Source organism: Candidatus Zixiibacteriota bacterium, assembly GCA_014728145.1.
GTDB lineage: Bacteria > Zixibacteria > MSB-5A5 > JAABVY01 > JAABVY01 > WJMC01.
In genome coordinates this window covers 1-20,379 of record WJMC01000003.1, presented here as the reverse complement: position 1 = coordinate 20,379, position 20,379 = coordinate 1, and the positions used below count along the sequence as shown (strand labels likewise).

The 20,379-nt window shown below is 49.9% G+C and carries 21 protein-coding genes; 1 reads left to right on the top strand and 20 read right to left on the bottom strand.

All coding sequences use genetic code 11. The features are described 5' to 3' along the window. Window positions 1-19 precede the first annotated feature (19 nt). The 20 genes from GF404_00215 to GF404_00120 all read right to left on the bottom strand — a co-directional run bounded on the left by GF404_00215 (window position 20) and on the right by GF404_00120 (window position 19,306). The gene (locus tag GF404_00215) at window positions 20-1,177 is read right to left on the bottom strand and encodes a response regulator (GenBank protein ID MBD3380594.1); all 1,158 of its coding nucleotides are present in this window, start codon (window positions 1,175-1,177) and stop codon (window positions 20-22) included. Next, on the bottom strand, window positions 1,178-1,993 hold the full coding sequence (locus tag GF404_00210) for a rhomboid family intramembrane serine protease (protein ID MBD3380593.1): 816 nt from the start codon (window positions 1,991-1,993) through the stop codon (window positions 1,178-1,180). A 128-nt stretch (window positions 1,994-2,121) separates the two neighbouring features. Then, window positions 2,122-2,538, bottom strand: coding sequence for a CoA-binding protein (locus GF404_00205; protein ID MBD3380592.1), 417 nt, complete (start codon window positions 2,536-2,538; stop codon window positions 2,122-2,124). A 6-nt stretch (window positions 2,539-2,544) separates the two neighbouring features. Next, a complete protein-coding gene (gene trxA / locus GF404_00200; protein ID MBD3380591.1) occupies window positions 2,545-2,862 on the bottom strand; it encodes a thioredoxin in 318 nt (105 codons plus the stop codon). A gap of 207 nt (window positions 2,863-3,069) precedes the next feature. After that, complete coding sequence (locus GF404_00195) at window positions 3,070-7,263, bottom strand: CoA activase (protein ID MBD3380590.1); 4,194 nt, start codon at window positions 7,261-7,263, stop codon at window positions 3,070-3,072. Window positions 7,264-7,308: 45 nt separating this feature from the next. Continuing rightward, complete coding sequence (locus GF404_00190; protein MBD3380589.1) at window positions 7,309-9,504, bottom strand: hypothetical protein; 2,196 nt, start codon at window positions 9,502-9,504, stop codon at window positions 7,309-7,311. Beyond that, a complete protein-coding gene (locus tag GF404_00185; GenBank protein ID MBD3380588.1) occupies window positions 9,501-9,908 on the bottom strand; it encodes a hypothetical protein in 408 nt (135 codons plus the stop codon). The genes GF404_00190 and GF404_00185 overlap by 4 nt, the downstream gene beginning before the upstream one ends. Further along, window positions 9,893-10,012, bottom strand: a complete 120-nt coding sequence (locus GF404_00180; protein MBD3380587.1) for a CcmD family protein — start codon at window positions 10,010-10,012, stop codon at window positions 9,893-9,895. Before GF404_00180 ends, GF404_00185 begins: the two co-directional genes overlap by 16 nt. Then, window positions 10,005-10,697 carry a cytochrome C biogenesis protein gene (locus GF404_00175; GenBank protein MBD3380586.1) on the bottom strand — a complete coding sequence of 231 codons (693 nt, stop codon included), beginning with the start codon at window positions 10,695-10,697 and terminating at the stop codon, window positions 10,005-10,007. The genes GF404_00180 and GF404_00175 overlap by 8 nt, the downstream gene beginning before the upstream one ends. A 1-nt stretch (window position 10,698) precedes the next feature. Then, window positions 10,699-11,499, bottom strand: a complete 801-nt coding sequence (locus GF404_00170) for a heme ABC transporter permease CcmB (GenBank protein ID MBD3380585.1) — start codon at window positions 11,497-11,499, stop codon at window positions 10,699-10,701. Beyond that, window positions 11,351-11,971 (bottom strand): ATP-binding cassette domain-containing protein, encoded by a 621-nt coding sequence (locus GF404_00165; GenBank protein MBD3380584.1) that lies wholly within the window; start codon window positions 11,969-11,971, stop codon window positions 11,351-11,353. Before GF404_00165 ends, GF404_00170 begins: the two co-directional genes overlap by 149 nt. Before the next feature lie 80 nt (window positions 11,972-12,051). Further along, a complete protein-coding gene (gene lepB, locus GF404_00160; protein ID MBD3380583.1) occupies window positions 12,052-12,861 on the bottom strand; it encodes a signal peptidase I in 810 nt (269 codons plus the stop codon). Window positions 12,862-12,886: 25 nt separating this feature from the next. Beyond that, complete coding sequence (rseP, locus tag GF404_00155) at window positions 12,887-13,957, bottom strand: RIP metalloprotease RseP (protein ID MBD3380582.1); 1,071 nt, start codon at window positions 13,955-13,957, stop codon at window positions 12,887-12,889. 170 nt (window positions 13,958-14,127) lie between these two features. Beyond that, complete coding sequence (locus tag GF404_00150; GenBank protein MBD3380581.1) at window positions 14,128-14,628, bottom strand: peptidylprolyl isomerase; 501 nt, start codon at window positions 14,626-14,628, stop codon at window positions 14,128-14,130. A 189-nt stretch (window positions 14,629-14,817) separates the two neighbouring features. Beyond that, window positions 14,818-15,096, bottom strand: a complete 279-nt coding sequence (locus GF404_00145) for a hypothetical protein (GenBank protein MBD3380580.1) — start codon at window positions 15,094-15,096, stop codon at window positions 14,818-14,820. A 22-nt stretch (window positions 15,097-15,118) separates the two neighbouring features. Continuing rightward, a complete protein-coding gene (gene amrS, locus GF404_00140; GenBank protein ID MBD3380579.1) occupies window positions 15,119-16,108 on the bottom strand; it encodes an AmmeMemoRadiSam system radical SAM enzyme in 990 nt (329 codons plus the stop codon). Window positions 16,109-16,222: 114 nt separating this feature from the next. After that, window positions 16,223-16,804: an HAD-IIIA family hydrolase gene (locus tag GF404_00135; GenBank protein ID MBD3380578.1), complete on the bottom strand. Its 582-nt coding sequence runs from the start codon at window positions 16,802-16,804 to the stop codon at window positions 16,223-16,225. Beyond that, window positions 16,801-17,826, bottom strand: coding sequence for a hypothetical protein (locus tag GF404_00130; GenBank protein MBD3380577.1), 1,026 nt, complete (start codon window positions 17,824-17,826; stop codon window positions 16,801-16,803). Before GF404_00130 ends, GF404_00135 begins: the two co-directional genes overlap by 4 nt. Next, entirely contained in the window at window positions 17,813-18,619 is an 807-nt protein-coding gene (locus GF404_00125; protein ID MBD3380576.1) for a hypothetical protein, read from the bottom strand. Before GF404_00125 ends, GF404_00130 begins: the two co-directional genes overlap by 14 nt. Window positions 18,620-18,664: 45 nt before the next feature. Beyond that, complete coding sequence (locus GF404_00120; GenBank protein ID MBD3380575.1) at window positions 18,665-19,306, bottom strand: hypothetical protein; 642 nt, start codon at window positions 19,304-19,306, stop codon at window positions 18,665-18,667. Between the two features lie 261 nt (window positions 19,307-19,567). Between GF404_00120 and GF404_00115 the strand changes: the two genes are divergently transcribed. Beyond that, a partial coding sequence (locus GF404_00115) for a peptide chain release factor 2 (GenBank protein ID MBD3380574.1) occupies window positions 19,568-20,379 on the top strand: 812 nt, incomplete at its 3' end.

Sequence of the window (20,379 nt, the reverse complement as noted above, 5' to 3'; positions counted from 1 at the left end):
ATAAGAAGAACTAAAAGTGTCAATAGTTTTTTAGCTCGGAAAGCACCTCTTCGAGCATTTGATGGATCTTGTCACGGGGTAGTTGTTTTACAATTCGATCCGCCAGCTTGCGGGCAAGTTCTTTGACCAGAAGCCTCTCGGCCAGCGTCAGCTTGGATTCCGGCTCATTTGTTTCCTGTTTCTGGTCTGGGATTTTGTTTTCCTTAGTGGGGGAATCATCTCTGATATGGCTCTTATAATCTTCAGACTCCTGAGATGATTGGTCTTCCGGTATACGAATACCTGAGGTACCGATTTCTTCAACCTTGAAGACGCCGGTCGGCTCATCAGCATTCAGGAAATCATCGGCTTTCGATTTATCGGATGATTTCTTTTCCGGCTTTTTCTCACCCTCCGGCTGAGGTTTTTCCGGCTTTTTGTCCTCGGAAATCTCGTTTTTCATCTCGCGGATAAACCAGCTGTAATCGTGAGGAGTTTCCACTTCGGACTCTTCCAGCGGTTTCTCCATACCATACTGGTCTTCTGCAAGTCGAATTTCGTTTTCCTCGGTCACCGGTTTTTCTTCTTTTTTGGGCGTGGTATTTCTCTCGGAGGCTTCCAACTCTTCAACCTCTTGTGTGTCATCAGATTTTGAGCTCTTTTCCTCACTAACTATATCGGTAAATTCGACTTCGTCTGAATCCTCTTTTTCATCTTCCGCGAAAATCGAGTTAAAGTCAATAGTGTCAGCGACTTCGTCCTCGTTCATCTCCATCTCCGAAACCGATTCATGAAGGTTGTTTCCCTTCTTCTTCGGTTCTTTTGCCAGCCTCTCGCCCAGGACCTCCGAGGCTTTTTCCAGTAGATCCGGAGGCGCAAACGGTTTGCTGAGGGTGCCGTCGGGCGAAGCGGTGATCAGTTTATGTTGGTTGACAACCTCCGAGGTAGCTAAAAGCAGGACTACTTTCGTGTCTTTAATAGAAGAATCCTCCTTGACCAGCTTGGAAAGCGTGTAACCGTCCATGCCCTCCAAAGAGGAATTTATTATCCCCAGATCAACTTTTCCGCTTTTGAGAATCTCCCAGGCTTCAGCTCCTCCGGAGGCAGTCAGTACCTCATGGCCGTTCTGCCTCAGAATATTGACAGCGACCGCACGCACAGCATCGGATTCATCGGCAATTAGAAATTTTCTAGCCACTTAATCCTTCCTCTGGGAGAGTTTATTGGAAGCGTTTTTGAGAATTTTCTTTTCGCGCTCAGACAGGTTTTCATAGCCGACCTCGGAAATCTTATCGAGTATCTGGTCGACCTCTTCCATCATGCGGTCATTGGATTCACGCTCTTTTTTTTGTTTACGCGACTTGAGACTATCGCGCAGGCCACGGACTTTTCTTCCGAGCGAGAAAAAGCGCAAGTCGGATTTCATATAGATAAAACCGATCAATGCGCCACCCAGGTGAGTCAGGTGGGCGACATTGCCCCCCCCGCCTGACCAGGCCGCCAGAAGGTCGATCGCGATCAGGACCATGACCAGGTACTTGACCTTGATCGGGAACAGGAAATAGAGATAAACGACCCGGTTGGGAAACATGACCGCGAAGGCGACCAGAACGCCCAGCACCGCTCCTGAGGCTCCGATGACATTGATCGGGACGGAGAACATTGTCAGGACCGTGATCAGGCCGGCCCCGGTCCCGCAGATCAGGTAGAATCGCAGGAAACGGCGACTGCCCAGGGCCTGCTCGATTTCAGTACCAAACATCCAGAGCACGAACATATTAAAAAAGATATGGAAGAATCCGCCATGCAGAAACTGGTAAGTGAACACCTGCCAGACCATCGGCCCGGTCAGCACCGCCTGCGGGGACAAGCCGAGATAATCGGTTACGGTTCCGGATCGATCCAGCATCTGGATCACAAACATGACTACGTTTATGATTACCAGCCACTTGATTACCGGCGTCAGGCCTCGTCCGAAACCCATCCGTATCTGTCCGCCCTGATAATATCTCATATTCTTTTTATCGGATAAAGCCTTACGGCTATTGATCCATTACCCCCAAAATATCTCCATCTATCTTATACAGGCAAAACCGTCAGGCGATTAACAAGTTGTAACCGGAAGCGGTATAATATCGGGAACTAAAACGGGCTCATCAGTTCCTGTTTGATACATTTATCCTGAATCACCGTCAAGCCGGCGTCGACGGCTTTCTGGGCCTCATCATCGTTACGGATACCGAGTTGAAGCCACACTACCGGTGCGCCGATCTCGATTGCGCCTTCGATCGGGGGACCGACCTGTTCCGGACGGCGGAAAACATCGACGATATCGACTTTTTCGGGGATATCGCTCAATGACGGATATGATTTTTCGCCCAGAATTTCGTCATGACCCGGATTTACCGGAATGATTTTATAGCCCTGTTTTTTTAAATATACGGCTACATCATTGGAAGCCCGGTCCGGCTTAGGGGATAGCCCTACTACCGCGACAACTTTCGAGTTTTTCAGGATCTGCTTAATTTTTTCAGGTGGTGGATTCGGTATTTCAGCCATATTACCTCAGAGATGTTTTTCGATTCTTTCCTGGATCTGCTTTTTGGCGACAGCGCCGCGAATCGTGTCGACGACTTTGCCATCCTTGAAAAACAGAAGCGAAGGAATGCTCATAATCATGTAATCTGCGGCGATCCGGTTGTTGGAATCGACATCGACTTTGACCACTTTGATTTTGCCGTTATATTCCTTGGCCAGCTCATCCACCAAAGGCGCAATCGTCTTGCAGGGGAAACACCATTCTGCCCAGAAATCTACCATGACGGGGACATCGGATTCGAGTACTTCGGTTTTGAAATCCTTCTCAGTCACATGTTTCGGCATCTTTCCTCCTCATATCGTTTAATAAACCATCATTTATCAAGTTAAACAGATCTTCTTCAAAAATCAATCCCGCATCGACAAATTCAGGATAAATAACAACGCTCGACCATGATTTGTTCACAGTTCCTGCAGAGCATGATCCAGCAGGAATGGCTTAAACAAAACAGATGAAATATAGAGAATGGTGCTTCAAGCGCAATAAAAAAATCAGACCGATGATTTCAGCTTCGAAAACTGCCTGACCTGATGCACAAACGCTTCCAGCCGAAGATCATCTCCCTGGTCGGAGAGCCCCTCGTAGGCCAGGTTGAGCCAGGGCAGATCGCCCAGGTCCTCGGAGACCTTCTTGGATATAGCCGAGACTATCGTTCCGGGCATGCAGTTAAACGGCAGAACATTGACAACCCCGCCGGCCCCTTTGTGACAGTATTCGATCGCTTTACCGATCGAGAGAATCGCTTCGCCCGAGAAACTGACATCGATGTATGGCTGGGCCAGCTCGATTACCTCTTCCACCGGCGGATCATAGGCCGCGGGAATCTCATCGGCGAGCAGTTCCACGAGCTTGTGCTCTTCTTTGTGCTGAATGAAATTTTTGATATTTGCGCCAAAAAATTCACCCAGGCGGTTCTCCTCACGGGTCCTGAGACGGTAAGTGAAATTCGTGTAGAAGATCCACTCCGCCATCGGAGCCAGCCAGACTTCTGCTCCCAGGCTTTCGAGATGATCGATCAGGAAATTATTAGAAAAGCGATTGGCGCGCAAAAAGATTTCGCCCACTACACCGATCACGGGAAAGCTTTCGCCTGAGCCATTGCCGAACGACTTGAAATCCGCCAGGGCAGACACGAAAAACGGTTCGAGTTCGCGGCGATGTTCGATATGATCGGCCAGCTTGTGTAAATAACGGCGATAGAGATGATCTATTTCGGTCTTGTCCTTTTGATAGGGACGGAAGCGATGGTAGAGTTTAAACAGCAGATCAGTGCCCAGCAGACTGCGCCAGGCCAAGGTCTGGAAATCATCCGAACCCAAAGTGATATCGTCGTAGCCGGTACGCGAGTTTGGCGAAACGATCGGTACATCATCATAGCCGATCTCATCCAGAATCTGCCTCTGGTAGAGATGATACTGCCCGAAACGGCATGGCCCGGATGCCGAGGGCATAAAAAATGCGCTCTTCTCGCGGTCGAAATCCTCGGAATGGATCTTGCGCAAGATGTCGCCTGTGGTCACCTGGCAGGGGAAACATTCCTTGCCGGAAGTGTATTTTTTGCCATATTCGAGAGCTGTCGAATCCGGCTCGGGCAAGGCTTCGGCAGGAGTGCCGACCGCTCTCATTGCGGCCGCGAACGCGATTGCATGGTCGGACATATAGGGGACATAAACGGTCCTCTCCCCCGGTTTCAAACGCGGAGCGACACGATCCCTGTGAGCGTATTCTTCCCGACCGATTTTACCCTCCAGGCTGTCCAGAAACGCTTCCAGACGGGTGACGATACCGGCATCAGCCGAATGCTCGTCGATCTCCAACTGTAACCAGGGTTTGCCACCCAGGCGCTCATGGAAGAAATGCATCACGAATGAATCCGGACCGCATCCGAAATTCGTGATATAAACCGGGTACAGGTTGGGGATATCGCGGATGATTTCGGCCGCCGCCAGGATCCTCTGGCCGTAGCGCCAGTACATATTTGCCTCTGTCAGTTTGTCAAAATTGGAAGTCAACGGCAGAGCTTCCATAGGCATAACTTCCACACCCAGATCCAGCAGTTTACGAGGTATCTCAAGAGAAAGCGCGTCATCACAGCCATTGTACGGTCGCGAGATTATACATATCGCCGGCTTAGACTTGTCCCGCTTCTCAAGAAATTCACGGCCCTTGTCGGCCATCGCCCTGTAAAAGCTCTGCTGGCTGTCGTAGGCGGTCTCGATGGCACGGTTATAATCATCGTCGCTGATAGAAAAATCCGATTTCAACTGCCTCAAAGCCGAGGTCAGCTGAAGCTTGTCCATCTTCATCGAAAACGGCACCGTAACCAGCTCGGTGTTGGTCTTCTCCAGATCGAAATTGGCTCGAATCGTGTAGGGTATCGACTGCACATAAGGACAGAAAAAACTGTTCTCATGAGGCGTGCCGTTTTCCGACATGTGAATTATCGACGGTAAAAATATGTAATCGACATCTTTATTCAAGAGTTCGCGGATATGGCCGTTGACGACCTTGATAGGAAAACAGGTCTCGGCCGAGAAATTCTCCAGACTGTAAGACAGCATCCGCTGGTTGGTCGGAGCGGACAGGATGACCTTGTAGCCCAGGCTACGGAAAAACGAAGCCCAGAAGGGGTACAGTTCATGGAATATCAATACGCGCGGGAATCCGATCACCTGTTCTTTTTTGGTCGCACTTTGCCTTATTACAGAGGAATACAGTTTTTTCTTGCGGAATTTGTAGAAATCGAAGCGATCATTGTCGACGGTTTTAGCTTCGGCATCATATTTTTCACAGCGAGAACCGTAATACAACGGTTTTTCACCTTCGATTTTGACTTCGCGGACTTCGCACATATTGGAGCAGTCCTCGCAGGTGAACGATTCAACTGTGTATTTGCGGTCCGAGAGGTCAAATCCGCGGAAACGGCTTTGCTCACCGTCCCCCTGTTCCATGGCGATAATCGCCGCCCCGATCGCGCCGGTGACATCGTGATGAGGCGGTACTGTGATAGATTTGCCCAGGATTTTTTCAAACGCGGCTACCACTCCCTTATTCCAGGCCACTCCGCCCTGGAAGAAGACATGCTCGCCGATCCGGCGTTTCTGCACCACACGGGTGAGATAATTAGCGGCGATCGAGTAGGCCAGCCCGGCCACCAGGTCATCTTTTTCGACCCCGGCCTGCTGATATGATGTCAGGTCGGACTCCATGAAAACCGTACAGCGTTCACCGCACCCGACCGGACAATGGGAGGCCAGAGCGCGCTCGCCAAATTCTTCGTTGATCTTTATATTTAGTTTTTCCGCCTGTTCCTGCAGAAAAGACCCGGTTCCCGCGGCACAAGCCTTATTCATCTCGAAATCGACCACGACACCATCATCGATAGCGATATACTTTGAGTCCTGTCCCCCGATCTCAAAGATCGTATCAACCCGGCGATCGATCTGGATGGCGGCCCGGGCCTGCGCTGTGATCTCGTTGCGGACCGCGTCAGCGCCGATAAAGTCACCGATCAGGTACCTTCCGCTTCCGGTCGTACCGCACCCGATGATTTTAATCGAATCACCCAGCTCTGTCCCGATTTCTTTTAAGCCCCTGCGGACAGCTTCGATCGGACGGCCCTCGGTCATCAGGTAACGCCTCGCAATCACATTGTAATCCTTGTCGATCACGACCAGGTTGGTTGACAGAGAACCGATATCCACTCCCAGATACCCCTCTGTCACCTGTGGTTCGGGACCGCGCTTGAGCGTCAGGGTAGTTTTGTAATGTTTCTGGTCGGGATAGCTGTAAACGAGTTTTTCGCGGGTCTTTATGTCTGCCAGTTCGCGTCTTTTGCGAGAGCTCATCTTCTGGACTGTCAGATCGAAGTCAGCTCCAATCTTTTTCTCCAGAGCAAGCAGGGCTGAACCGTAGGCTCCGAAAATCCGATGCTGTTCCGGGATAACAAGCTCGCCCGGTTCGAGTTCGAGAATATCCTCGAAAGCTTTGATCATACCGGCGTTGGACGCCACTCCTCCGACAAACGCAATCGGCTTAATGATCTTCTTGCCCCGGGCGATCGCGGACTTGAAATTGCGAGCCACCGCATAGCAGAGACCGGCTACGATATCGTAATCGGGGGTAGCTATCTGTTGCAGGTGGATCATGTCGGACTTGGCAAACACCGAACAGCGCCCGGCGATCCGGGGCGGATGCTTTGACTTCAATGCCAGGGTGCCAAATTCCTCCTCAATTTTAACCTTGAGACGGTTGGCCTGCTGGTCAAGAAACGAACCGGTTCCGGCCGCGCAGAGCGAGTTCATGGCGAAATCTGTCAGGGCCAGCTGGTCACCGCTGTGGGAGTAGCAGAGCAGTTTGGAATCGGCCCCGCCCATTTCAATCAATGTATTGACCTCCGGGATCAATTCAGAGGCGGTCCGCGAGACAGTTAGAATCTCGTTGATGATTTCACCGCCAACCAAGTTCTGCGCCACATGTGCTCCCGATCCTGTGATCACTACGCCACGCACGGAATCGATGTTTATTTTGTTTTTGAGATCGTCGAGGGAATTTTGTAAAATATCCGAGGGTTGCCCGTGCAGGCGACGGTAGTCAGCATATTTAAGAGTGCGATCCGACCCCAGCGCTACCAGCTTGAGGGCTACCGATCCGATGTCCATTCCAAGATAAATTTCCATATTCATCACCGCCAAAAAGTTAACATTTAGATGCGTCCAGGCAATAAAAATTTAGGAATATTTGCCAGCCTTATTGTACCTGTCTATAAACGCCATCAATGCCCCAATAACGATCAATACAGACCCGAGCCAGACCAGGTTGATCATCGGCTTTTTCGAAACTTCGACCACGAGCTGACCCGTACCGACTACATCCATCACAACCTTGCCCTCATCGGCCAGCACGCGATCGATATAGATGCGGTAATCAGAACCGGGTATCTCAGTATACCCGATTCGCTCATGGAGAACCGGATCGGGAGAATAATACGAGACCAGATTGTATGTCGTGTCCTCAGCGCGTATGTCGAGCGAGGCCCCGACTTTCATCGTGCCGGTCTGGTCATGACTCTCCATCTTGAAACTGTTGAATCTGATGTCATAGCCATAGGCGCTGTTGGTATCTCCCTTGGCCAAAGTCAAGGTCGTGTAATCGGGCAGATATCTCTGGGGCGCGAAATATGTATCATAAAACAGGTGTTTCTTTATATACGGGTTGATCATGGTCTGGCGTGAATACGGATCCTGGTAGAAAACCGGATCGGCCACATATCGTCCATCAGCAGTTTCAACCTCTATTTTGACACGATTGTCAGGGTCGAAGAAATTCTGACCGATTCCCAGAAAACGGCATTTCAAGTCCAGCACCTGCTTGGCCTGATCGTTTCCCAGTTTGACCAGGTCGGAACTTCTGGCAAAAACTGACGATATCAAAAATCCAACCAGTACGACACCCAGCCCGATATGCGAAATATGGCCGCCGAGACGAACAATAGTCAGCCCGCGAATCGAAGCTATGATCTGCAGGTTTATCGCAATCGTTGTGTAAGCCAGGAATAGATATATCAGATGATCGATACGGTTTACCCCGAGAAGAAATGAGACTACACCCAGAGCTATACCTGCCACGGCGGAAACTGCCAAGTGACGTTTGATCGATCCTTCTTTGCGGCCGAAATAGAGATACGCGCTGGCGACAATAGTCAGGATTGTCATCACAATCGCTATCGGAAATGCGATCCGGTTATAAAACTCCTGACCGACATTGGAGGGACTGCCAAGAATTGTCGTAATCACCGGCCAGGATGTACCCACCCAGGTCAGAACCGCCAGTAAAATCGTGAACAATGCCCCTAAAATCATCAGGGTTTCATAATTACCGCTCTTTTCTTTTTGTGGCTGAGACTTGAGGAGTGTGGGCAGTCGATAGAAAAACATTCCCAGCGCAAGAGCTAAAAAAGCGGCCATGAATCCGACCAGGTAGGAATTTATTCCGAGGTCGGTAAATGAATGCACGGAGAACTCCTGCAGGATGCCACTGCGGGTCAGAAATGTACCGTAGAGTACCAGCAGGTAACCGACCAGCGCCAGCATCAGGTTGGTTTTGCGCAGGCTTCCTCGTGATCGTTCAATCAATAGACCGTGAATCAAAGCCAGGTTAGTCAGCCAGGGTATCAAAGATGAGTTCTCGACCGGATCCCAGGCCCAGTAACCGCCCCATCCGAGGGTTTCATAGGCCCAGTAACCGCCCAGAAAAATTCCCAGCCCCAGAACAGCCGAAGCGATTAAACTCCAGGGCAGAGTCTTTTTGGCCCAGTCTTTATAATCATTGGCCGAAAGCGCCGCCAAAGCAAACGCGAAGGGTACCGCCATCAGGGTATAACCGAGAAAGACGATAGGCGGATGGATTACCATCCAGAAATTCTGTAAAAGCGGATTCAACCCCCGGCCGTCGGGTGGCGGAAACTGATCCGGCCCCACACCCAGCATCTCCGGTGTCAGGGTCGCGAAAGGTGACTTGGCGTAGAGCAAAGCTAAAAGGAACAGGGCCGTCAACAGATAGAAGAAAAGCATCCGGTTTTTGAAGCGCCATTTCACGCGCAAAAGAAACAGTCCGCAAACTCCGGTGAACAACAGCCAGAGCAGAAATGTCCCCACCTGCCCGGCCCAGAAAGTTGAAACCAACAGGAAGAAATCGAGGCTTAAAGATGAATAGCTGTAAACATATTCGAGTTCAAAATTGTGTGCCAAAATTTGTGACAGTAAAAGCGCCGACGAGAGCGCGCCGAAAACAACAAACAGGTAATACAGAGTCCGGGCGTTTTTTTCATGACGTTCATTTTTAAAGGCGGCCAGCCCGAACAGGGCGATCGTCCCCAGGCAGGTTATTGCTGATAAAAGAAGAAGCCCGTTGCCGAGAGTGCTCATGCGTCCTCGTCTTCGATATAAAATTCGTAGTTAGCGCTGGTGTCGACATCACCCTCATATTTGGAAGGGCATTTTAACAGGAGCTGGTCGCATTGAAAATGACTCCCCTCCCATACACCGGAACAGGTTGCTTCCTCGGCATACTCGAAATTTGAGGGCACAACGCCTTTGTAAACCACTGGTAAAATCTCACCATTTTCGTTTTTAAGATTGAACCTGAGCGTGAGAGCAGTGGAATCGAATTCGGCCCGATCCCTGACAATCTGCCCATAGACCTGCACCCGGTCACCCGATTTGGCCTCGGTGAATTCGACATGGGGAGAACAGGAACGGACCAGAGACGAAAACATCAAACCGCCAAAAACGACCACTATTACTATCACTGCGATTACTCGCGGCTGCACTTCTCCTCCAATTTTTTAAGCCGGCTGTCGGTACGTAAAAGGTATACGAAAAAACCGAGCCAGATGATTAGGTTTGCCGCCAGTACATATGTCAGATTATTCATAACCTCTCTCCTTCACAAAACGTTCCAGGTAAACCGACCTCCAGCGCAAATTAAACAGCCAGACGAATAAAAGTAAAAAGGCCATAAGGGACAAGACAAATACTACCGCGACCGTGCCACCCAGGGCAATTTTCCCGCTCGATATCAGCGTGTCTTCGGGGTGAAGTGAATTGTAAATACGAGGGACAATAAACCCGAATACGGGTACGGATATAAATGCCAGAACCGAATAGACCGCAGAAAAAATCGCCTTTCTCTGCCCGGGCTCGACCGCGCTCCTGAGAGCGAAATAGGCACCATAGATAGCCAAAAGTATCGCAAACGAGGTTTCGCGGATATCCCAGTTCCAGAATGACCCCCATGCTATTCGCGCAAAAATCGAACCGCTGATCGTGGCCAGAACACCCATCAGAAGTCCCAGTTCCGAAGCCGAGCAGGCCCGGATATCATCCAGGGGATCGCGATTTCTGATGTATCGAACCGAGAATATCAAGTTGACCAGAAAAGCCAGCATGGAAACAATCGCCAGGGGCACATGGTAGTAAAAGATTCGAAACTCGTCGCCGAAATCAGCCACCGGTTTCTCGGTCATAAACGAGAGCACGATCATCACGGTCATAAGCAGGCCGATCAGGATCTTCAGCCAGGTCATATCGCGAATTCCGTATCTTATCTCCGTACGCATCCTAAGCACTCCAGATATATTCAAATAACAGGCTGGAAACTGCCAGCACCACCACCGGGTAACCGATCATGATCTGCAGGCTGTCGGCCAGGCTGATTCTCTCCGGTCCACCCAGGCAGACCGAGGTGGCCGAAATCGCCACGATCAAAAGCGGTATCACCAGCGGAAACGACAAAACCGCGAACAACGCCCCGCGCATATTGGCACGGGAGACGATAGCCGAGATCAGGGTCGTAACCGCGCTCATGCCGATTGCGCCCAGAATCGCGACCAGTATAAAAATCGCCGGTTCAATCACTACCAGCCTCATCAGGATATAATATAACGGCAGGAGAATGGCTGTCAAAAACAACAGGACCAGGCATGAAAAAATAAATTTGCCAAAAAAGACAGTCCCCGGGGAAGCGTAGATCCTGAGGTTCATGGCCGTTTTAGCTTCCTCCTCTCGTATAAACCCGAGCGAGAGTCCCTGAAGGGCGGCAAAATATATCAAAATCCAGATTAGGACCGCATGCAATAGAGCATCCAGAGGCATTCCCGCAACTGTGATCCCGATCGTCAGAAGGGTCACCAGGGCGAACATCAACAGGGCGTTGACCGCGTAGCGTGTACGCAGTTCGACCTTAAAGTCCTTGACAATCAATGCCACAAGTTTACCGGCCCAGTTCAATCCGCACATCCCCCATCTCGGTTTCATGATCCTCGTTAGTGGCAAACAGAAGCAGGCCTTTGCGCTTGAACTCACGCATGATCGAATAGGCGATCTCACGGCCGTTTCGGTCGAGGTTTGTCGAGGGTTCATCGACTGCCAGCACCTCGGGTTTCACAGCCAGCGCTAAAGCGTACTTGAGGCGCATCTTCATACCGAAAGAATACTCTGAGATACAATCATCCGAGCGTTTAACCAGACCGACCCTGTCGAGGCATTTAAGGCACTCACCGCTGTCGAATCCGCGCCCGGAAACCTTCAGGTAAAATTTCAGATTCTCCAGAGCACTCAACTCCTCGTAGAGATTGAACTCCGGCGAAACGAAAGCGATACTGCTTCTGACCTGCTCTTTTTTCAATGGTTTCCGGCTTTCCGATGAATAAACAACCTGCCCGGCAGTCGGCAGATCAAGGTAAGTCAGAATCTTGAGCAGAGTCGATTTACCGGAGCCGTTGGGACCACAGATGACAACCGCCTGCGGGGCTTCGGCAGAAAATTCGAGATCTGAGAAAACCTTCCTGAACCCATAGCGCCGGCCCAGCGCATGTACCTGCAACTTCAGCATAACTTTATGGCCGTGAATATATTACCAGAAGCGGATAAGTCAACAAGATTTGTATACTATTTGAACCGGGAGCTGAGTTTTTAATCAGGCAGACTGCCCAGACGGTCCCAGTTGACTCTCTCGTAGAAATGAATCAGGTTGTAGCCCACGTTATGAATCACCGTCAGGGGATTGCTCCACTTGACCTCGGGCGCATCCTGATCGTGGATGTCCCACGACCAGTGGATGATAAGCGCTTTGCCCATGATCTGGTCGCGGTCGACATACCCCCACATCCGTGAATCGAGCGAGTTGTCGCGGTTGTCGCCCATCATGAAATACTTACCCTCGGGGATCACGATCTTGTTGGAGTTGTCTCGAAAGGGTGCAAACGGCCTGTGCTTTTGGCTGGTCACACCGTAGCGAAAACGGGCCGATGTGTACGGATCGGAAAGCACCCGGTTACGCGGAATCTCCTGCGGGTCCAGGTGCTGGGTGAACGCCGAGTCCTGGTATGGCTCGCCGTTTATATAGAGCTGTTTGTTGACCAGTTGAATGGTATCACCGGGCAATCCCACGCAACGTTTGACATAGTTCTCATGCGGGCTGTGGGGTGGCCGGAAGATGATGATATCGTCTCGTTTTGGCTCGCGGAAGGCTGGCAAACGAACATCCACAAACGGGATTTTGATACCATAGATAAATTTATTGCCGATTATGAAATCACCCGCGAGGAGCGTCGATTCCATTGAGGGCGTCGGAATCTTGTAAGCCTCGATAACTGTAGCCTTGATCAACAGCGCTAACAGAAGCGCTATAATGAACGATTTGACATACTCGAGCGTGCTCTGGAGGCTGTCCTGTTTGGGTTTGCGCTCTTTTTTCCGCTTGTCATCTCTGGAATTACTCATCTTGATCCATCCAATGCATAAATTGTCAATTGTTCCAGTTGACAAAGATATCGTTGTAAGTCACATAGATCGTCAACAGCAGTATAAAAGCCAGCCCGATCTGTTGAATCACCGCGCGTTGCTTGAGGCTCAGCTTTCTCCGGCTGATCACCTCGATCCCGAGTATGAACAGGTGGCCGCCGTCCAGAATCGGAATCGGCAACAGGTTCAGAATCGCCAAATTGATGGAGATCATAACAATGAATTCGAAAAAGCTCAGAAGCCCCTCGCGGGCTTTTTTGCCGGAGAATTTGGCGATTGTGATCGGACCTCCCAACAGTTTTTTGGAGGCCTCTCCTGTAATTAATTTTTTGACGAATCCCCCGATAAGTAATGTCATATTCCAGGTCGCCTGATTGGCAAGTATAAATGCTTCTCCCGGTCCGACCTTGAGCGTATCGGTTTTTTGCACTACCCCGATCACTCCCTGCTGACGGTACTCTCCTTTAAGGGTTGGAATACTGTCCTGAGCTATTGCCAGACTGGCGCTGTCAAGAGTGCCGTCACGCTCCCAGACGATCTTCATAGTGTCGCCGGATGCCTCACTCAAGGTCTCCTGCAGGTCTGTGATCCGCGTGACAGGGTTATCTTCGATCGAACGGACGATATCCCCCGGTTGCAAACCAGCCTGGGAGGCCGGGAAGCCTTCACGTACCTGTCCGATAACGAATTTAGCATCATCGACAATTTCTTTTCCGTGGAAGAAAAACACCATGGTCGCGATCAGAATCGCGGTAGCATAGTTGGCCAACGGTCCACCGGCGAAGATCAGCGCTTTCTGCCAAGCCGGTTTGGTCATCAGGTTGCCCGGATCATTGCCAAGTTCTTCGGCTTCTATCGGATTCTCACCCGCCATCTTGACATACCCGCCCAAAGGCACCCAGGAGATACAGTATTCGGTCTCGCCTTTTTTGAAGCCGATCATTTTGGGTGGGAAACCGAGTGAAAACTTATAGACTCTGACACCGAACAGTTTGGCGAACAGAAAATGCCCCAGTTCATGGAAGAACACCACGATACCGAGCACTACGATAAATGAAAAGATAGTAACTAACAATTCAGATTCCTCATCTGCAGATCTTTACCGGACCCGCTCCTATTGTAATCAGCAATCAACTTGATAGTTTTTAGATATAACTTAAGATTCAGCCGGATGTTTCCTTTTTATCGCAAAGACCTCATGCGCTATCTTAGCTATTATACATTGATTCTATACAAAAATTCAGATTATTCTTTGATAATTTCGATTCTTTTGATATAAACGGGCTCTTTCGGCCGATTCGGCGGTGTTCCGCGACGTCCGGTGGTTGGAGTCTTCCCGATTGCGTGGACCACATCCAATCCCTCTACAGTCTGCCCGAAAACTGTATATTTATTGTCCAGGCTCTCAAGACGGTTGAGACAGATGAAAAACTGTGAGGAAGCACTGTTTTCATCGGCGGCACGAGCCATGGAAAGTGTGCCGTCGCGATGGATACTGTCATTGAACTCAGCCGGAACGTTCTCACCCGAACCTCCGGTGCCATCGCCGTTGGGACATCCGCCCTGGATCACGAAACCATCGATCACGCGGTGAAACATCAGACCGTCATAGAAACCCTCTTTCGAGAGCTTAAGGAAGTTCTCCACATGCCGGGGAGCGACTTCGGGATACAGCTCTAAATAGATATCGCCCATCGAGGTAACCATCTTGACTTTCGGATTATTGTTACCGCCACATGCGACCATCATGACCAATCCAATCATCAAAACAAATATTATCCACTTTACAACCATCATCAACCTCCTCTATGAGATATTACATTCACAGAAAGTAATACGATCAAATCCCAAATCAAGATAAAAAGCCGTTTCCACCTCAATATAAAAAGGCGCCCGAATCGGACGCCTGTTAAACTTTTCGGAATAAACCGGGGATTATTTACCCATACCCTCGGTTATATAGACATCGGTATCCTTCTTGGGGTCAAATCCGTTGACCGGACGCTGGATCACGAGCGCGTACGGTTTGTTGTCTTTCTTGATGGTCACCAGAAGGCCCATGCCTCCCCGAAGTTCAAACGCCCCCTCGAGAGTTCCGCCGAGAACTTTCTCGACTTCGCTCTGGATGCTCACCGTGGTGTTTTCATCATCCATCTTTTCCTCTTCCATTTTTTCCTCTTCCACATCGGCGACAGGGTTATTGAAGTTGTCCATCTTCCCTCCATGGAGTTACAGGTTATAGTGTGAAGTCTGCCCGGGTCCCGCACTGCGAGCACTTTCCGGAGTCTATTCCGGTCACCCGCGTGAAGTAGCCCGAACGGTTGACGAGTAGATTCCCGCATTCGGGACAATGAGTATCAGAAGTACCTTCGATATAGGTATTTCCTATGTAAACGTACTTGAGCTTCTGTTTGGCGATTTCATAAGCCGTCTCGAGAGTCTTGATCGGTGTAGTCGGATAATCCAGCTTGTAATTCGGGAAATAGCGCGAAAAATGAAGCGGGATCCGATCATCCAGAGATGCGATCCAGTCAACCAGCTTATGAAATTCCTGATCTTTATCGTTGACATCGGTGATGATTAAATACGTTATCTCGACATGCTTGCCGGCCTTGACCGAGGCTTCGACTGTGTTTTTGACTACATTCAGATGTCCCTTGCATATCTTCTGGTAGAAATTGTCATCCATTGACTTGACATCGATATTGAGCGCATCCACCAGGGGCATGATCTCATCCAGGGGCTTAGGATTGATGTAACCGTTGGTCACGAACACGTTGTCGAGGCCGTTCTCATGAGCCAGCGCGCAGATATCCAGAAGGTATTCATACCAGATAAACGGCTCGGCATAGGTGTAGGCCAGCCCGAATGAATTCTCCTTTTTGCAGGCGGCGACCAGCTCCTCCGGCATGATGGTCATGGTGCGCTGTTTTTCCTGCGAGATCGACCAGTTCTGGCAATGCTTGCAGAACAGGTTACAGCCGTTGGGACCGACTGAAAGAATCAGTTCACCCGGTTTATAATGATAGAGAGGTTTTTTCTCGATCGGGTCGACATGCATGCTCACAGCCTGGCCGTAGTTGGTGGCAATAAGCTCGCCGTCAATGACTTTGCGCCCGAAACAGACACCCTCCTGCCCTTCGGCTAACTTGCATCCGACCGGGCAGAGCTGACATTTGATTTCACCGTTATCGAGTTTTTTGAAGTACCTGGCTTGTTTTTCCATGCTTACCGATTTTATACTGTTAAAGACAAAAGGCAAGTATATTTTAAACTAAATTTTCCTGCCGAAATTAACACGACTCACAAAAGTATAATACAAAAAACCCGGGCAAAAGGTTCAGAGTTTATTGCTGTAATCATTCACAATCCACTCAGCGGCCACGAGGATATTTTCGGCGATAAAATCAGGCACAAAGTCCGAATCTGAATCTATTTTTTCGCGTTCTTTTCTGCCATGCCCGGTCAGGAGCAATACACCTTTGCCACCCAGGTTCCGGGCAAGACCGACATCAGCCAGTTTATCGCCGATCGAATATGACTTTCTCAGATCGATCTCGAACTCACGAGAGGCTTTTTCCGCCAGGCCGGTACCGGGTTTGCGGTCATGGCTGTCTTTACGGTATTCCGGAAGATCGGCATTATCGTGATAGGGGCAATAGTAGAAGGCATCCGGTACCTCTCCCAGCATCCGCAGTTGATTGAATACCACCCGGTTGAGCTCGACTACCCGCTCTTCGGTCAGATATCCGCGGGCTACCCCGGATTGATTTGAGATTACAATCAGGGCAAATCCTGCCTTTCTCAAAAGACTCAAAGCCCTGGGTGTTTCCGGAAAAACTTTGATATTCTCCTCGCGACGCAAAAAACAAACTTCCTCGATCAGGGTACCGTCGCGATCCAGAAACACCACCGGCTTCATGAGCGCCCCAGGAGATTATCCGCCTTCTCAAGCACAAGTTCCGGGGTCAGCTCGGTAAAACAGTACTGCTGATCGCGATAGCACAGCTTTTGACCGTGCAAAGAGCAGGGTGAACACTTTACATCGGCTGTCAGCGCAAGTGAATTATCGCCGAGTGGTGCGAAACCGAGCACCGGATGAGTCGGGCCGAACAGGCCGAGTGTAGGCGATCCGCAGGCCGATGCCAGATGCATCACACCCGAATCATTGGAGACAGTCAGACGAGCCTTGGATAAAATACCTGCCAGGACCGGTATATCGTAGTCAATGCCCAGCATCAGACTGCCGGTCTGGCTGAGATCGTCAAACAGATTCAGGTAGTCGTAACGATTTTTTTCAACCACCATCACTTTGAGACCATATTTCTCAATTATCAACCTGGCCAGCTCGACGAATTGTGGGAGGGGGTAATGCTTGGTCGGATATGAAGCGCCGACTGCCAAAACAACAAACTCATCCTCAGCCAGGTTGTTGTCGGTCAGTATCCCCCGCGCGTCAGTGACAGCTTCTTCTGGTACACTCAAGCTGGGGTTACGGGCATGAATCTTCAGGCCAAGCTGTTGTAAAGGTCTGAGATAACGGTCGAGGGTATGAGTTTCGACTTTTTTATTCTTTGTCACTACCGACCACCAGCGATAGATACCATTTTTTGAATATGTCAGCTTTTTTTTCGCTTTCAGGTTCTTCAGTATAAAGTGGCTGCGGTGGACTTTGTGAATATCGAGGGCAAGGTCGTATCCCCGCCCCTGGTAGCCGAGCTCTGCTTTAATCGATTGTTTGTCGCTGTGGCGGTTATCATAGTCGAAACCGACCGCATGATCGACCGAGGAAAACATCTCCACTATCGGCAGGTACTGACTGCGCGTAAAAAAGGTGATCTCTGAATCAGCGTAGTTGATTTTGAGGTTGGCCGCCAGCGGTTCAGCCAGGATGACATCACCCAATGACGACAATCGTATCAGCGCGATTTTATCCATGGGCAAATACTAATGTCAAAACTCCGATAATCAAAGTATAAACACCGAACCAGGCGAATTTACCGGCAATTACGATTTTTCTGAGAATCACCAGGCAGACATATCCGCTGATGAACGCGCACAGCATACCGGCCAGGTAGATATAAATCTGGTCTTTGGGCAGGCCGATTTCGAGCGCGTCTTTCAATTGCAGGATAAATGCGCCAAAAATCGCCGGTAGCGACAGTAAAAACGAGAACTTAAAAGCAGTACTCTTATCCACACCGAGATACATGGCAGTCGATATTGTAGCTCCGGAACGGGATATGCCAGGCAGAATCGCCAGCGCCTGAGCCAATCCGATCAGGATTCCGTCGAGAAAGCGCAATCCCTCACGTTTTGGTTTTACCAGGGCGGTCAGAAACAATAACGCGGTCGTCACAAGAAGTGTCATACCGACCAGCCGTGCGGAAGAAAAAGCCTGTTCGATATCTTCTTTGAAATAAAGACCGACAATCACCGCCGGGATAGTTCCGACAGCGATAAACAGGACATATTTGCTGAAATTAACAGTCTCACGGCTGCGGTCGTTGACGAAGACATAGCGCAGGGGTGCTTTGATCAGGATCACTATTTCGCGGAAGAAAAAAGCGACCACCGCTAAAAAAGTAGCAAAATGGACAAATACTTCGAAGATGATATTGTCGACTTTGACACCAAACAGGAGCTTGCCCAGAACCAGGTGACCAGACGATGATACCGGTAGAAATTCGGTCAGTCCCTGGATCAGCCCCAGTATTACAGCCTGAATTATATCCATAAAAAAAGACCTCCCGCATGCGGGAGGCCGAATCCCATAACTTTATTAATAAGTCCCGAAGGTGAAATTGATTCCGCCGACAAAGGCTTCATCCAGGTCGCCACCCGGAATGATCACCTCGGCAAACAGGCCAAACTTCTCGGAAATATCAAATTCCGATCCAAAACCGAATCCGAACTCGAAGTCGGTATCACTATTGTCATTGGCGGAAACCCTGTCGAACCGCAGGTTGAGTCGGAAGAAAGGCGAAAAGATCTGCCCGCCACTCAGCTCGAACGGGTAAGAAATTATGCCATTGCCTCCAAACATCCACAAACTCGCGTCTTCGCCAACACTGTAATATTCGGCACCTCCGCCGATAGCGATATCGACCCCGTCACCGAATTCCACATCGAGCATCTGGTGCATGATATGAGCACCGAATGTCAGGCCGGTATGGTCGTTGGGATCAATTTTGACCATTCCCAGCCGGAAGCTCCCCTCCAGGCCGTCCGCGAGACCATATTTGCCAGCTCCACCGAGCCCCATGACATCATCAGAAATCAAAATTCCACCGCCCAGCTTGAACTGTTGCGGTTCCACCACACGAGCATCACCGAAAGCACTCATATAAAACTGTGAAGAGGCGGGTGTATACAGACCAAATACGAGAAACAAACCGGTCACAGCCAGGATAAGCTTTTTCATCAACATCTCCTTGTTTAAAATACCCAGATTAATTTCTGAAATGATATATATCACAAAGCTTTTGTCAATAAGTATAGTACATTTTACCGAGATTTTAAGCTTTCGGTTTCAGTTAATTTGCATCGTGTAAAAACTGTCAGGAGGCTGAAAATGAATACAAACTGTCCCCTTTTTGATTGACAAGCTGTTTTAAAGGTCTATATTTAAAGCCCTTTAAGGAGTGTGTTATGTCGGTTTCTACAGATTTGGATTTAGAGGAATATCGCCGTAAAATCGACAAGCTGCGAGGTTATCTTTGACCTCGAAAAGCGGGCTGATAAAATAGATTCTCTGGAAAAAAAGACTACTGCCGATGATTTCTGGAACGACCAGGAACGGGCTCAGACCATCCTCAAGCAAATAAAGATCGAAAAGGACTGGATTGAGGCAGTCGATTCGATCGAGCAGTCCTACGAGGACCTGACGGTCTTAAAGGAGCTTGTCGACGAGGATCCCTCGCAGGAGAATAACCACGAGCTGGCCGATGCCGCCGAGAAATTCGAGAACAAGCTGAGCGGACTGGAGCTTAAGACTTTCCTCTCGGGTGAGGACGATCACCGCGACGCCATCCTCTCGATTCATCCCGGCGCAGGCGGTACCGAGTCGGCCGATTGGGCCTCAATGCTTTTGCGGATGTACATGCGTTATGCTGACCAGAAAGGATTTCAGACCGAGACGATCGACTTTCAGCCGGGTGATGAAGCTGGTCTCAAATCGGCTACGCTCGAAATCAAGGGCGATTTTGCCTACGGTTACCTCAAGTCCGAATCGGGAGTGCACAGGCTGGTCAGGATTTCTCCCTTCGACGCCAACAAGAGACGGCACACCTCTTTCGCATCGGTCTTCGTCTACCCGGTGATCGAGAGCAATATCGATATCAATATAAAAGATGACGATATCCGGCTCGATACCTACCGTGCCTCGGGCGCGGGCGGTCAGCATGTCAATAAAGTCTCCTCGGCGGTACGTATCACCCATCTCGAGACTGGCATTGTGGTGACCTGCCAGTCGGAGCGGTCGCAACTCAAAAACCG